The organism is Mucilaginibacter rigui (genome assembly GCF_014773275.1).
GTDB lineage: Bacteria > Bacteroidota > Bacteroidia > Sphingobacteriales > Sphingobacteriaceae > Mucilaginibacter > Mucilaginibacter rigui_A.
This window is the reverse complement of sequence record NZ_JACWMW010000003.1, coordinates 77,856-90,018: the sequence shown is the minus strand read 5'-3', so window position 1 is coordinate 90,018 and position 12,163 is coordinate 77,856. Positions and strand designations below refer to the sequence as shown.

The 12,163-nt window shown below is 43.4% G+C and carries 12 protein-coding genes; 7 read left to right on the top strand and 5 right to left on the bottom strand.

Going from position 1 to position 12,163, the window contains the following annotated elements:
• Positions 1-95: 95 nt before the first annotated feature.
• From IDJ75_RS13800 to IDJ75_RS13785, 4 genes are all read right to left on the bottom strand, one after another.
• Positions 96-431 (bottom strand): type II toxin-antitoxin system RelE/ParE family toxin, encoded by a 336-nt coding sequence (locus IDJ75_RS13800; protein WP_191176222.1) that lies wholly within the window; start codon positions 429-431, stop codon positions 96-98.
• Positions 421-660, bottom strand: coding sequence for a hypothetical protein (locus IDJ75_RS13795; protein WP_191176221.1), 240 nt, complete (start codon positions 658-660; stop codon positions 421-423). Before IDJ75_RS13795 ends, IDJ75_RS13800 begins: the two co-directional genes overlap by 11 nt.
• A 126-nt stretch (positions 661-786) precedes the next feature.
• Positions 787-1,074 (bottom strand): Asp-tRNA(Asn)/Glu-tRNA(Gln) amidotransferase subunit GatC, encoded by a 288-nt coding sequence (gene gatC / locus IDJ75_RS13790; protein WP_191176220.1) that lies wholly within the window; start codon positions 1,072-1,074, stop codon positions 787-789.
• Complete coding sequence (locus IDJ75_RS13785; protein ID WP_191176219.1) at positions 1,049-1,801, bottom strand: lysophospholipid acyltransferase family protein; 753 nt, start codon at positions 1,799-1,801, stop codon at positions 1,049-1,051. Before IDJ75_RS13785 ends, gatC begins: the two co-directional genes overlap by 26 nt.
• 41 nt (positions 1,802-1,842) lie before the next feature.
• On the opposite strand from IDJ75_RS13785, the gene trpS reads away from it, so the two are divergent.
• The 7 genes from trpS (at position 1,843) to IDJ75_RS13750 (ending at position 10,137) form a co-directional block, all read left to right on the top strand.
• Positions 1,843-2,838: a tryptophan--tRNA ligase gene (gene trpS / locus IDJ75_RS13780; protein WP_191176218.1), complete on the top strand. Its 996-nt coding sequence runs from the start codon at positions 1,843-1,845 to the stop codon at positions 2,836-2,838.
• A 128-nt stretch (positions 2,839-2,966) separates the two neighbouring features.
• Positions 2,967-3,581 carry a deoxynucleoside kinase gene (locus tag IDJ75_RS13775; RefSeq protein WP_191176217.1) on the top strand — a complete coding sequence of 205 codons (615 nt, stop codon included), beginning with the start codon at positions 2,967-2,969 and terminating at the stop codon, positions 3,579-3,581.
• Positions 3,582-3,592: 11 nt separating this feature from the next.
• Positions 3,593-4,060, top strand: coding sequence for a hypothetical protein (locus tag IDJ75_RS13770; RefSeq protein ID WP_191176216.1), 468 nt, complete (start codon positions 3,593-3,595; stop codon positions 4,058-4,060).
• A gap of 355 nt (positions 4,061-4,415) precedes the next feature.
• Entirely contained in the window at positions 4,416-6,026 is a 1,611-nt protein-coding gene (locus IDJ75_RS13765; protein WP_191176215.1) for a CTP synthase, read from the top strand.
• A 23-nt stretch (positions 6,027-6,049) separates the two neighbouring features.
• Positions 6,050-7,888, top strand: a complete 1,839-nt coding sequence (gene yidC / locus IDJ75_RS13760) for a membrane protein insertase YidC (RefSeq protein ID WP_191176214.1) — start codon at positions 6,050-6,052, stop codon at positions 7,886-7,888.
• A 141-nt stretch (positions 7,889-8,029) separates the two neighbouring features.
• A complete protein-coding gene (locus IDJ75_RS13755) occupies positions 8,030-9,397 on the top strand; it encodes an exonuclease domain-containing protein (RefSeq protein WP_191176213.1) in 1,368 nt (455 codons plus the stop codon).
• 206 nt (positions 9,398-9,603) lie between these two features.
• Positions 9,604-10,137 (top strand): pyridoxamine 5'-phosphate oxidase family protein, encoded by a 534-nt coding sequence (locus IDJ75_RS13750; RefSeq protein WP_191176212.1) that lies wholly within the window; start codon positions 9,604-9,606, stop codon positions 10,135-10,137.
• 45 nt (positions 10,138-10,182) lie between these two features.
• Here the strand turns inward: IDJ75_RS13750 and IDJ75_RS13745 are convergent, their stop codons facing one another.
• Positions 10,183-12,156, bottom strand: coding sequence for an alpha/beta hydrolase family protein (locus IDJ75_RS13745; protein ID WP_191176211.1), 1,974 nt, complete (start codon positions 12,154-12,156; stop codon positions 10,183-10,185).
• Between the last annotated feature and the right edge of the window lie 7 nt (positions 12,157-12,163).

The following is a 12,163-nucleotide window of genomic DNA, read 5'->3' as shown; positions in this document are numbered from 1 at the left end:
TTTTTTGTTACTTTGACAGCAGAGTGGTATGAAATGTTACAGTGTGAAGAGATAAAAGATATCAAGGGTCAGGAATTAAGACTTTGCCTTTTGCCTTACTCAATAAGTCCTTCATCTTTTAATCGTTGAATGATGAGATTAGAATCGATTGTATCGTTTTCGTTCTTTAAGTATATGTCTGCTAAGTAAACTACTTTGTTCAAAAAAACAACGTATGTAATAACTCTTGCGCCACCAGATTTCCCTTTGTTTGTTCCGGAAATAGCTAACCTGATTTTATAAATCCCCTGTCCAAGATCAGTGCCTGTTGTAGGATTTAATAGTAATTCATCAATCAGCTTTGAAAGATCCGATTTTAGCGTTTTGTGTTTTTTAGCTATTCTTTTAACTTCCTTATCAAAGGTTGGTGTAGTTTTAACTTTATAGCTCATCGAGCAATTGTTTAGCGTCGCGCAACTCGATTTTCCCCTCCTGGTGTAATTTAATTTGGCCTATCGAACTTTTTAAATTCTTATAAACACGCTGCTCATCTTTATTTAAAGCCCTTTGTGTATTGCTTGAATTTTGATCTATACTGTAATCTAAACCTAACGCATCTAAAACAGCTTTTATCGCTTTTTCAGATTTTTCATTGTCGATATTTACAGTCAGTGTTGTCATGATAACAAAATTACAAATTGTTACTTAAGTTTCACAGCAATTACTCTGCCCTTATTTAAATATAAAAGATATAAAGATTATCCTCGTCTTGATTCTTATGTCTTAACTTCCTGACTCTATCTTCCTCTATTTTATCACCTTCTCCACTAAAAAGTAGCTTTGGTCATGGTCGGGTGCGTTTTGCAGGGCCTCTTCGGTTGTGATTTCCTGTTTAACCACATCCTCGCGCAAAACATTCGGCTCGGCGGTCATGTACACAAGGGGTTCAACGCCGGTGGTATCTACCTCGTTCAGCTTGTCCATAAAGCCCAGTATCTTGTTCATGTCTTTGATCATGTCCTGCTTTTCGCCTGCGGCAAGTTCAAGGCGGGCCAGGTGGGCTATTTTATCAACCGTTTGTTCGTCTATGGTCATGTTCTTCAATCTTTTTACTGATGATGGCGTGTACCTGATCGCGCAGGGCATCGGCATCATTAATCGTTAAATGCGCCGTTTCAATCGGCTTATGTACAAATATATCACATACCCCCGGTTTACTGCCATATTTCTTACCATCGTCCCAGAAAATTTTCCAGGTGTTTACAGATGTTACCGGTATAATAGGCACCTTCAGTTCAATAGCCATCCTGAATGGGCCATTCTTAAACTGGTGCAAATTGGGCGGGTAATGATCAGGAATGGTAGCCTCGGGGAATATAATTACAGTAATGCCTTTCTCCAGCCTGTCCATTGCCATTTTAAAGGCGCGGAAAGATGCCATCTTGCTTTCTCTGTTAACCGGGATATCAACCGTTCGGAAAAACAGGCGCGTAACAAGGCCATCTACCAGCTCTTCTTTCCCCATAAAACAGCAATTGCTTTTTACCAGCACGCTCATGGCGGTAATATCAAGGTTACTGGTATGGTTGGGGCAAACTATATAGGTTTTGCTCCAGTAGATAGGTGCTTCAAAATGATATCTATACCTCATCCCCACACAAAACGAACTTACAATGCCCCAAACCCGGCGCAAACGGTTAAGGTATTTATACCTTTCGGGCTTACGCGAAAAATAGTACATGAAAGGCCATAACAGAAAATAAAAAAATGCTACACTGGCCTGGTAAAGGTATAGGTGCACTTTCTTCAATATCATTTTCATCGCCCTCAAAAATATAAAAAATACTTACTTTCGCCCCCTATATGGAAACTGTTGTTAGTGGTATACGTTCAACCGGGAATTTGCACTTAGGGAATTACTACGGTGCTATTCAAAACTTCGTAAAAATGCAGAACGAGTACAAGTGCTATTTCTTTATAGCCGACCTGCACTCGTTAACTACACACCCCACCCCTGCCAACCTGCACGGCAACGTGAAACAGGTTTTGATAGAATACCTGGCTGCGGGCATCGACCCTGAAAAAGCTACCATATACGTGCAAAGCGATGTACCCGAAGTTACTGAGCTTTACCTTTACCTGAACATGAACGCCTACATGGGCGAACTGGAACGCGCAACCTCCTTTAAAGATAAGGTACGCGCCAACCCCGATAACGTAAACGCGGGCCTTCTAACCTACCCGGTTTTAATGGCTGCGGATATATTGATCCATAAAGCAACCAAAGTACCTGTTGGTAAAGACCAGGAGCAACATCTTGAAATGTCGCGCACGTTTGGCAACCGTTTTAACAGGCTTTATAATAATGATTACTTCCCTGAGCCATATGCGTTTAGCATGGGCGAGAGCCTGGTAAAAATACCCGGACTTGATGGCAAAGGCAAAATGGGTAAAAGCGAGGGCGAAGGCAATGCCATATTCCTGAGCGATACACCTGAGGCAATCCGTAAAAAGGTAATGCGCGCCGTTACCGATGCAGGCCCCACCCAGGATAACCAGCCAAAACCACAAGAGATCCAAAACCTTTTCGACCTGATGAAAGTGGTATCTACTCCGGACACTATCGAGCATTTCGATAACCTTTATAATACCTGCGCTATCCGTTACGGCGATCTTAAAAAACAGCTTGCCGAGGATATGATCATCGCTACAGCCCCCATCCGCGAAAAAATTAACGACATAGCCAACGATGCCCCTTTACTAAGGCAGGTTGCCCGTTACGGCGCTGCCAAGGCACGCGAAAGCGCTGCCAAAACCATTAAGGAAGTAAGGGAAATTATCGGTTTCAGGAATTTTTAATAGGTTCATTGTTGATGGTTCATGGTTCATAGCGTATATTAGCCAAGTAGCTAATGTAGTTCGCGCGATGATTACTGACCATGAACTATTATCTATTAACCATGAACAAAAAATCGCAATAAAAGAATATGCACATAGCTATTGTAGGAAATATTGGCGCCGGTAAAACAACCCTTACCGAAATGTTAGCTAAAAATTACGGCTGGGAACCCCTTTACGAAGCGGTTGATAACAATCCCTACCTGGAAGATTTTTACAACGAAATGAAACGCTGGAGCTTTAACCTGCAAATATACTTCCTGAACAGCCGTTACCGCCAGATAGTGGATATCCAAAAAAATGGCCGCAATATTATACAAGACCGTACCATTTACGAGGATGCTTACATATTTGCCGAGAACCTGCACGATATGGGCCTGATGACCACCCGCGATTACGAGAATTACCAAAGCATGTTTGATAACATCACCGAGTTCATCAAACCGCCGGATTTACTGGTATACCTGAAAGCCAGTGTACCTACCCTGGTAAACAATATTCAACGCCGCGGCCGCGAGTACGAGATCGGCATCCGTATAGATTACCTATCCAAACTGAACGAGAAATATGACAAGTGGATAAACGGCTATAAACTTGGCAAACTGCTGGTGCTTGATAAAGACAACCTTGACTTTGCCAATAACACCGAAGATATGGCATCTATAGTTGAGAAAATAGAGCGGGAAGTGAACGGGCTGTTTTAAGGCTTATTACCATGATAAAAAGTAGATTAGCTTTTACTTTATTATTCTTTTTCATAGCCTGTGCTAAGCCGGAAATTAAAATTTTAGATATTGGGGCCTTTACGATCAATGTTCCGGATGAATGGCAAAGCGACGTCCCTGCAGATCAGGAAGATTCTTTAACAGGGCATATCAAAGGAAAAAATCTTAGCCTGTATTTTGATTTCAGCACAATGGGCTATGCCAATCATCTGTCAGATCTTGAACATGAATCTCAAAATATAAAAATAGATAGTAGCGGCGAATACATTATTAAAACCACTTGGCCAAAAATAGCTGGGAAAGGAATCACCGGCATTTATATGCAAAGCCGTAAATCGAGTTTAAATTTTCAAATAAATGGCCGAGATCTCTCAAAAGAACATCAGGAACAGGCTTTGACTGCATTTAAAACTATAAAAATTAAGGTAAAAGGCAGTAGTAGCCCACTACCATTTTAAGCACTTGCTATAGATGAAATTTTCCGCCCTTGTTGGTGTTGTCACCAACAAGCCGCTATGTATAGGCTGCAAACTTCAAAACCGTCTTAATGTTGTTGGTGACAAAATCAACAATGGCTATATTTAGCTTATTCATTCCCGTTCTAAAGCCACAAGCGGGACGCTTGCGGTAGCTGCAATGTGTCTTGCTTCTTGATTCTCACCTCTTGATTTTCTTCAATACTTTTCCCCAACAAAAACCTTTTCCACAAATGTTATTTGAGTGGGCAAATCCCGTTATTTTTCCTACTTTTGTATCCCGTACACAAACAATTGGTTTCGGCCTCAAAACCGCTTACCGGATTTCAAAAAAATCATGACTAAATACATTTTTGTTACGGGTGGAGTTACCTCATCGTTAGGAAAAGGCATTATTTCGGCCTCATTAGCTAAACTTTTACAGGCACGCGGCTATCGCGTAACCATCCAAAAATTCGATCCTTACATTAACATTGATCCGGGAACTTTAAACCCTTACGAGCATGGCGAATGCTACGTAACCGAGGATGGCGCCGAAACCGACCTTGACCTGGGCCACTATGAGCGTTTCCTGAACACGCCAACATCAAAAGCCAACAACATTACCACCGGCCGTATTTACCAGAACGTTATTAACCGCGAACGCGAAGGTGCATTCCTTGGTAAAACTGTACAGGTGGTTCCCCACATTACCGACGAGATAAAACGCAACATGCGCATACTTGGCGAAACCGGCGATTACGACATTGTGATAACCGAAATTGGCGGTACTGTGGGCGATATAGAATCCCTGCCATTTGTAGAGGCCGTAAGGCAGTTTAAATGGGAAGCCGGATCGGGCAATGCTCTGGTTATCCACTTAACGCTTATCCCTTTCCTTGCTGCCGCTGGCGAGTTAAAAACAAAACCTACACAGCACTCAGTAAAAATGTTGCTGGAGTATGGTATACAGCCGGATATATTGGTTTGCCGTACCGAGCATCACATAAACGCCGATATCAGAAAAAAAATCGCGCTGTTTTGTAACGTTAACATCAACGCGGTTGTCGAATCGATGGATGCATCAACCATTTATGATGTGCCTTTGCTGATGCTGAAAGAAAAGCTGGACCAAACTGTATTGACCAAATTAAAACTATCGCATAAAAATGAGCCCGACCTGGAAAGCTGGAAAGACTTTTTAGGCCGTCTTAAAAACCCAACATCCGAAGTAAAAATTGGCCTGGTGGGTAAATATGTAGAACTGCCTGATGCCTACAAATCAATCATCGAGGCATTTATACATGCCGGCGCTAAAAACGAGTGTAAAGTAAAGGTTGAATATATCCCGTCTGAACAATTAACCCCTGGCAACGCTATTGAAAAACTACGCGGCCTGCATGGTGTACTGGTTGCACCCGGCTTTGGCGAGCGTGGTTTTGAAGGTAAAATTGAAGCCATCCGTTACGTACGCGAGAATAATATCCCCTTCTTTGGCATCTGCTTAGGTATGCAATGTGCGGTTGTTGAGTTTGGCCGTAACGTTTTAGGCCTGCAAAACGCCAGCAGTACCGAAATGAACCCCGATACCCCTTACCCGGTTATTGATATGATGGCAGACCAGAAAGGTATTACCAACAAAGGCGGCACTATGCGTTTGGGCGCTTACCCGTGCGACCTTAAAAAAGGCAGCAAGGCGGCACTGGCTTATGGCAAAACACACATCAGCGAGCGCCACAGGCACCGCTACGAGTTTAATAACAAGTACTTAAAGGATTACGAAAACGCGGGCCTTACGCCATCGGGCATCAACCCGGATAATGGCCTGGTTGAGGTTGTGGAGCTTAAAAACCACCCGTTTTTTGTGGGAGCGCAGTTTCACCCGGAATTAAAATCAACAGTTGCTAATCCGCATCCACTTTTTATTAACTTTGTCGCCGCTTCGTTGGCTTATGCCCGCAAGAACTGATTAATAGTACGATACAATAGATAATGGATAAAAATACGTTTACAGGGTTATTCCTGATCATGATCATTATGGGTGCTTCCATATATTTCATGAAACCTTCTGAAGCTGACATTAAAAAAGAGCAGCTCACTGTGCATCAGGACTCGATAAAAAAAGGCCTCATTAAAGCTGAAGCCACCGCTGCTGCAGCTGCCGCCACTAAAACCGATACCGCTAAAAAATCGGGCGTTGTTGATTCTGCTGTTTTAAAAACTCCTTTTGGCGCTGCAACTTTTGGTACCGAGCAATTTGTTACGGTTGAGAATAAAGAGTTACGTTTAAAGCTGTCAACAAAAGGTGGCCGCGTTTACTCGGCCGAGCTAAAAAACTACAAAACTTACAGCAAAAAGCCACTTATTTTATTTGATGGCGACGCTAACAAGTTTGGCCTTACCCTAAAAGCCGGCGACAGGACGCTGAACACCAACGACCTGTACTTTACACCAAGCGCCGCATCGTTGCAGGTTGCCGAAAAAGATTCATCGTCAATCACCATGCGTTTAAGCTATAGCCCTACGCAGTATGTTGATTATATTTACTCGTTAAAAGGAGAGGGATTTAAGCTTGGCTTAACCATAAAATCAACCGGGTTAGAGCAGGTTATATCTACCGTTAATGGTTACAACCTTAACTGGAGCGCCAGTTTACACAAACAGGAAAAAGACATTACCCAGGAGCGCCAGTACAGCACCGTGTACTATAAAAATACCGATAACGAGGTTGATTACCTGAGCGAAACCAAAGACGATAAAAAAACCATCGCCGATAAAAAAATACAATGGGTTGCCTTTAAACAGCACTTCTTTTCTAACGTGATGATTGTTAAGGATGGCATTTCAAAATCAGACCTGGAGGTTGCTACCAATGTAGCCGATACCAGCGACGTAAAGCAAATGAACGCCAACCTGGTAGTTACCCCCAACACCGCCGGTGCAGTGCCGCTTGAGTTTTACTTTGGCCCTAACCGTTTTAATACGCTTAAAGCACAGGGCAACGATCTGCAAAAATTGGTTAACCTGGGCTGGGGGCCGTTAAAATACATCAACCAGTTTGCTGTATTACCATTATTTAACCTGTTAAACACCTTTAACTGGAATTATGGCTTAATTATACTGGTATTAACTATTGCGCTTAAACTGGTGCTATCGCCGCTTACCTACAAATCATACCTATCCATGGCTAAGATGCGTATTATTAAGCCGGAGATGGACGAGATAAAAGCCAAAGTTGGTGAAGATAACCCTACCCTTTTACAGCAGGAATACCTCAAACTTTATAAAAAGGCCGGTGTAAACCCGCTGGGTGGTTGTTTACCATTGCTGATACAAATGCCTATTGTGATCGCATTCTTCCGTTTCTTCCCGAGTTTATTTGAGCTTAGGGGCGAAAGCTTTTTGTGGATGCACGATCTATCCACCTACGATGCGGTGATCACTTTTGGTAAAATACCTTTTATTGGTAACCACATCAGTTTAATGTGTTTGTTGATGACGGTATCAACGCTGATATATACGTACTTCAACAACCAGATCTCGGGCGCTACAGGCCAGATGAAATACATAGGTTACATTACCCCTATCATTTTCCTTGCTACGCTTAACAGCTACCCATCAGGTTTGAACTACTACTACTTTTTGGCCAACATGCTTACCTTTTTACAACAATACCTGATCAAGTTTATGGTTGATGATAAAAAGATCCACGCGCAGATCCAGGAGAACAAAAAGAAACCGGATGATCCAAAAAAGAAAAAATCAGGCTTCGCTGCTAAAATGGAAGAAATGATGCGCCAGCAACAACAAATCCAGGCGAAGAAGAAATAAGTTAATGGGGGATTAGAGATAGTCGCCTTAGAAATATTAAAACCCATAGCTAAGAGCTGTGGGTTTTTTGTTGGGATAAATTTTAACTTTATCCTTAAAAAAGACTAAATAATTTAGCAAAATTGTTTTACATTTGAAACCATGTATGCAATTGTGGATATTGAGACGACGGGTGGGCATGCCAGCGCTAATGGCATCACCGAGATTGCTATATGCATACACGATGGTAAAAAGATAACCCGCCGGTTCGAAACACTGGTAAACCCGCAGCGCGATATTCCCGTTTATATCCGTGCTTTAACCGGCATCACTAACGAAATGGTGCAGGACGCCCCGTTGTTTGAAGATGTGGCTCACGAAATTTACCACCTGCTTAAAGGGCAGATCTTTGTAGCACACAACGTCAATTTCGATTATTCCTTTTTACGCTACCACCTTAACGCAGCAGGCTACGAATTAAATGCCAACAAGCTTTGCACCGTACGCCTTGGCCGTAAAATAATGCCGGGGCTAATGTCATACAGTTTAGGTAAGCTTTGCACACATTTGGGCATTGCCAATAACGCCCGCCACCGTGCCATGGGCGATGCCGAGGCTACTGCGCAACTGTTCGGGCTTTATTTAAAGAATGATACTACAAAGCACATTGGGGCGGCTTTAAAGCAAAACAGCAAGGAACAGGTGCTACCTGCCAACCTGCCTAAAACAGATATTGAGGCGCTGCCATCATCGCCGGGCATCTATTACTTTCACGATCAAAAGGGAAAGGTGGTCTACGTGGGAAAAGCCAAAAATATTAAAAAGCGGGTATGCAGCCACTTTACCGGCAATAACCCTAACCTGCAAAGGCAGGAGTTCTTAAAGAACATTTATCGCATCAGTCACCAGGTATGTGGTAACGAATTAATTGCACTTGTAACAGAAGCTGTAGAAATAAAACGCCTGTGGCCAAAATACAACCGTTCGCTTAAACGCTTTGAGAATACATATGGCATTTATATGTACGAGGACCAGCGCGGTTACATTCGTTTAGCGGTAGATAAACTGCGCAAACACATGCCATGCGTATATTCCTGTAATACATTATTTGAGGGTAGGAACTTGCTTTTAAACCTCATTGAAAGTTTTGGCCTTTGCCCAAAACTTTGCTTTATCCAAAAGAACGATCAGCCGTGCAATGGGGCAAATGTTGGTTCATGTGCATGCGAAGGCCATGAATTACCCGAGGTTTACAACCAGCGGATAGATGGAGCAGTAAACGAATTGAAGAAAGCCCTGCCAACCTTTGCTATCCGCGACGAAGGACGCACCAGCGATGAGCATAGCTGTATTTTGATAGAAGAAGGCCGCTTTTACGGCATGGGATACATTTCTCATTATTACGATGCGGATAACATCCAGGCGCTTAAAAATTACTTAACCCCCTACCCGGGTAATGATTATATCCGCAATATTGTAACAGGTTATGCCGAACGTTTCCCGCAGCGGAAGGTGAGTTTTTCAGCGTAGGGTACTAAAATCCCTCCCTTGGGAGGGCAGGGAGGGGTTGATAAACTATGCAAACGTATAACCCCTCCCTGCCACCACACAATCAATCGCACCCCTCCCCGAGGAGGGAATAAAAAACGCCTCGCCACATTTATCTTTCATCCGCTCAAACAAATGAATTTCCTACAGGTTAATATATTATCATTTTTATAAAGAACCAATCTACCATGGATAGTATTAACAAACAACAACCCGAAGATAATTTTGAGAACCTGCAAGGCAACGAAGCCTGGAAAAAGTTAAAGGAAATGACCGAAGGCACCAGCTGCTTTTTTTGTAGCAACATTAAAACCGGGCTGCCCTTTTCTACCCGCCCTATGTCGCCGCAAAAGGTTGACGATAATGGCGACCTGTGGTTTTTAAGCGCTAATGACAGCCATAAAAACGCTGAAATTGCTACCGACCCTATGGTACAGCTATTGTTCCAGGGATCAAAGTATTCCGACTTCCTGACCGTTTATGGCATTGCCGAGATCAGCGAGGATAAAGAAAAAATAAAAGAATTATGGGAACCGATCCTGAAAACCTGGTTCACCGAGGGCATCGACGACCCAAGGATCTCGGTGATCAAAGTATCACCAACGCAGGGTTACTACTGGGATAACAAACACGGTAACGCCGTGGCATTTGTAAAACAACTGGTAGGCGCCGCCATTGGCAAAACACTCGACGATTCTATCGAAGGGAAATTAGAGGTATAAATAATAAAAGAGGATCAAAGGCAGTATTTGCCTTTGATCCTCTTTTTATTTCTTCAGATATTTATCAAACCACTTAATGTACCGTACTTCCCTATCGACCTGGTAACTTGGTTTACTGATACCATGATACTGCCCTGGATATAATACCAATTCGGCGGGGACACCTAACGACTTCAGGGCCTGATACATATGTTCGCTACCTGCTGTGGGCACGTTAAAATCACTCAGGCCCGACATAAATAGCACCGGTGTCTTTATCCTGTCGGCATGTAAAAAGGGGTAGGATATTTTGTTATAAGCCTCTATACTTTTCCATGGCTGGCCCAACTCATTATCGTACTGCAAAACATACTGATCGATGCCATAGTTAGCTATCTGTAAAGCACTACCGGCGCCACTTGCTGCGGCTTTAAAACGGGTGTCAGATGCTATCATAAAATCGGTAAGTATACCGCCGTAACTCCATCCGCCAACGCCAAGGCAGTCAGGGTCGGCAATGCCTTGTTTAACCAGTTCGTCTACAGCGCCTTGCAGGTCCATCACCTCCTTATTACCCCAGTCGGCATTAATGGTTGTAGTATAATTTATCCCCCTCCCAGCGCTTCCGCGATAGTTTACCGCAGCAACTGCATAGCCGGCGCTCGCCAAAATTTGCCGGGTAGCATCAAAGCTATAATCATCCTGCCCTACAGGGCCGCCGTGAATAAATAAAATAAATGGTAGTTTCTTTTTCACTACGCTATCTGGTGTAAATAACAGCCCCGATACTTGTGTACCATCCTTACTTACCGACCTGAATGGTTTTACGTAAGCCAGTTTCACATTATCCAACCATTCTTTTTGATGATACGTAAGCCTCCTGAATTTGCCCCCCTGCAGTGCATACAGCTCAAACGGCATATACGGCGTACCGTATTCTACAACAAAATTACCGGCTGTGTGCGTGGTTATCCCATCAATATTAAACTTACCGCGTGCTATAGTTTTAATTTTTTTCGATTGCAGGTCATAGCTGGCTACATAACGCTCCATATCATCCTCTACCAAGAAGTTAATGCTTTTACTGTCAGGGCTCCACTCCGGGGCATCTGCAGGCCTGTCAAGCCCGGCGCTGGCCAGGCTAATATTTGTACCATCGGCATTCATCACACACAGTATATTCATATCATACATGGTGTAACTATCGGTATTTTGGCGCAGGTAAGCAATGTACTTACCATTAGGGCTCCACCTGGGGTGGTTATCATGCCCACCCCAACTGGTTAACTGTTTAAGGGCTCCTTTCGCTTTAGCCTCTACAGCAAAAATATCTGTATTCTCGTTCTTGTCAGGTTCAGGGCTACGGTTACTTACAAATACGATAACCTTACCATCAGGCGACCACTCCGGCGAAGCATCATCATAATCGCCATTAGTTAAGGTATCGAGTGTTTTTGTGGCTATATCAAATAAATACAGGTGTTTGCGGCGATGTTCTAAATATCCTTCTACATCCTGTTTAAAGTGATAGCGGTCTATCACAATGGGTTTTGGCGTTATTGCGGGTTCCTTTAGCTTCTCTTCAGGGTCTTGCATCACCAGCACTACCTTGCGGCCGTCCGGCGACCATGCATAGTCATCCAGGTCGCCTTTTACATTTGTAAGCTTGCGGCCTTCGCCGCCCCGCCTATCCATCAACCATAGTTGTGTCGTATCTTTTGTTTCGCGCGATGACAGAAAGGCGAGGTATTTGCCATCGGGGCTCCATTTTGGCTTTGAAGCAGGCTCGGGGCCATGGGTAAGCTGTATTGATTGTTTACCGTCCCAGCTTTGCATCCAGAGATGAGATACCCGCTTGTCTTTCTCCACATCAATTTCTGCAACACTATAGGCTATCCATTGCTTATCAGGCGAAACTTCCGGATCGCTTACCGTTGGGATCTTATAAAAATCGGAAGGCTGAAAAGGCTTTTTTACACTTTGCGCTGTAGCTGCTGCCGATAAAAAAACAAGCAGAATGAGGGGTAGATTTTTTTTCATACCGGGT

Excerpts from the sequence above, each read along its gene's own strand:
- IDJ75_RS13800 (WP_191176222.1), bottom strand. The coding sequence starts at position 431 with ATGAGCTATAAAGTTAAAACTACACCAACCTTTGATAAGGAAGTTAAA.
- IDJ75_RS13795 (WP_191176221.1), bottom strand. The coding sequence starts at position 660 with ATGACAACACTGACTGTAAATATCGACAATGAAAAATCTGAAAAAGCG.
- gatC (WP_191176220.1), bottom strand. The coding sequence starts at position 1,074 with ATGACCATAGACGAACAAACGGTTGATAAAATAGCCCACCTGGCCCGC.
- IDJ75_RS13785 (WP_191176219.1), bottom strand. The coding sequence starts at position 1,801 with ATGAAAATGATATTGAAGAAAGTGCACCTATACCTTTACCAGGCCAGT.
- trpS (WP_191176218.1), top strand. The coding sequence starts at position 1,843 with ATGGAAACTGTTGTTAGTGGTATACGTTCAACCGGGAATTTGCACTTA.
- IDJ75_RS13775 (WP_191176217.1), top strand. The coding sequence starts at position 2,967 with ATGCACATAGCTATTGTAGGAAATATTGGCGCCGGTAAAACAACCCTT.
- IDJ75_RS13770 (WP_191176216.1), top strand. The coding sequence starts at position 3,593 with ATGATAAAAAGTAGATTAGCTTTTACTTTATTATTCTTTTTCATAGCC.
- IDJ75_RS13765 (WP_191176215.1), top strand. The coding sequence starts at position 4,416 with ATGACTAAATACATTTTTGTTACGGGTGGAGTTACCTCATCGTTAGGA.
- yidC (WP_191176214.1), top strand. The coding sequence starts at position 6,050 with ATGGATAAAAATACGTTTACAGGGTTATTCCTGATCATGATCATTATG.
- IDJ75_RS13755 (WP_191176213.1), top strand. The coding sequence starts at position 8,030 with ATGTATGCAATTGTGGATATTGAGACGACGGGTGGGCATGCCAGCGCT.
- IDJ75_RS13750 (WP_191176212.1), top strand. The coding sequence starts at position 9,604 with ATGGATAGTATTAACAAACAACAACCCGAAGATAATTTTGAGAACCTG.
- IDJ75_RS13745 (WP_191176211.1), bottom strand. The coding sequence starts at position 12,156 with ATGAAAAAAAATCTACCCCTCATTCTGCTTGTTTTTTTATCGGCAGCA.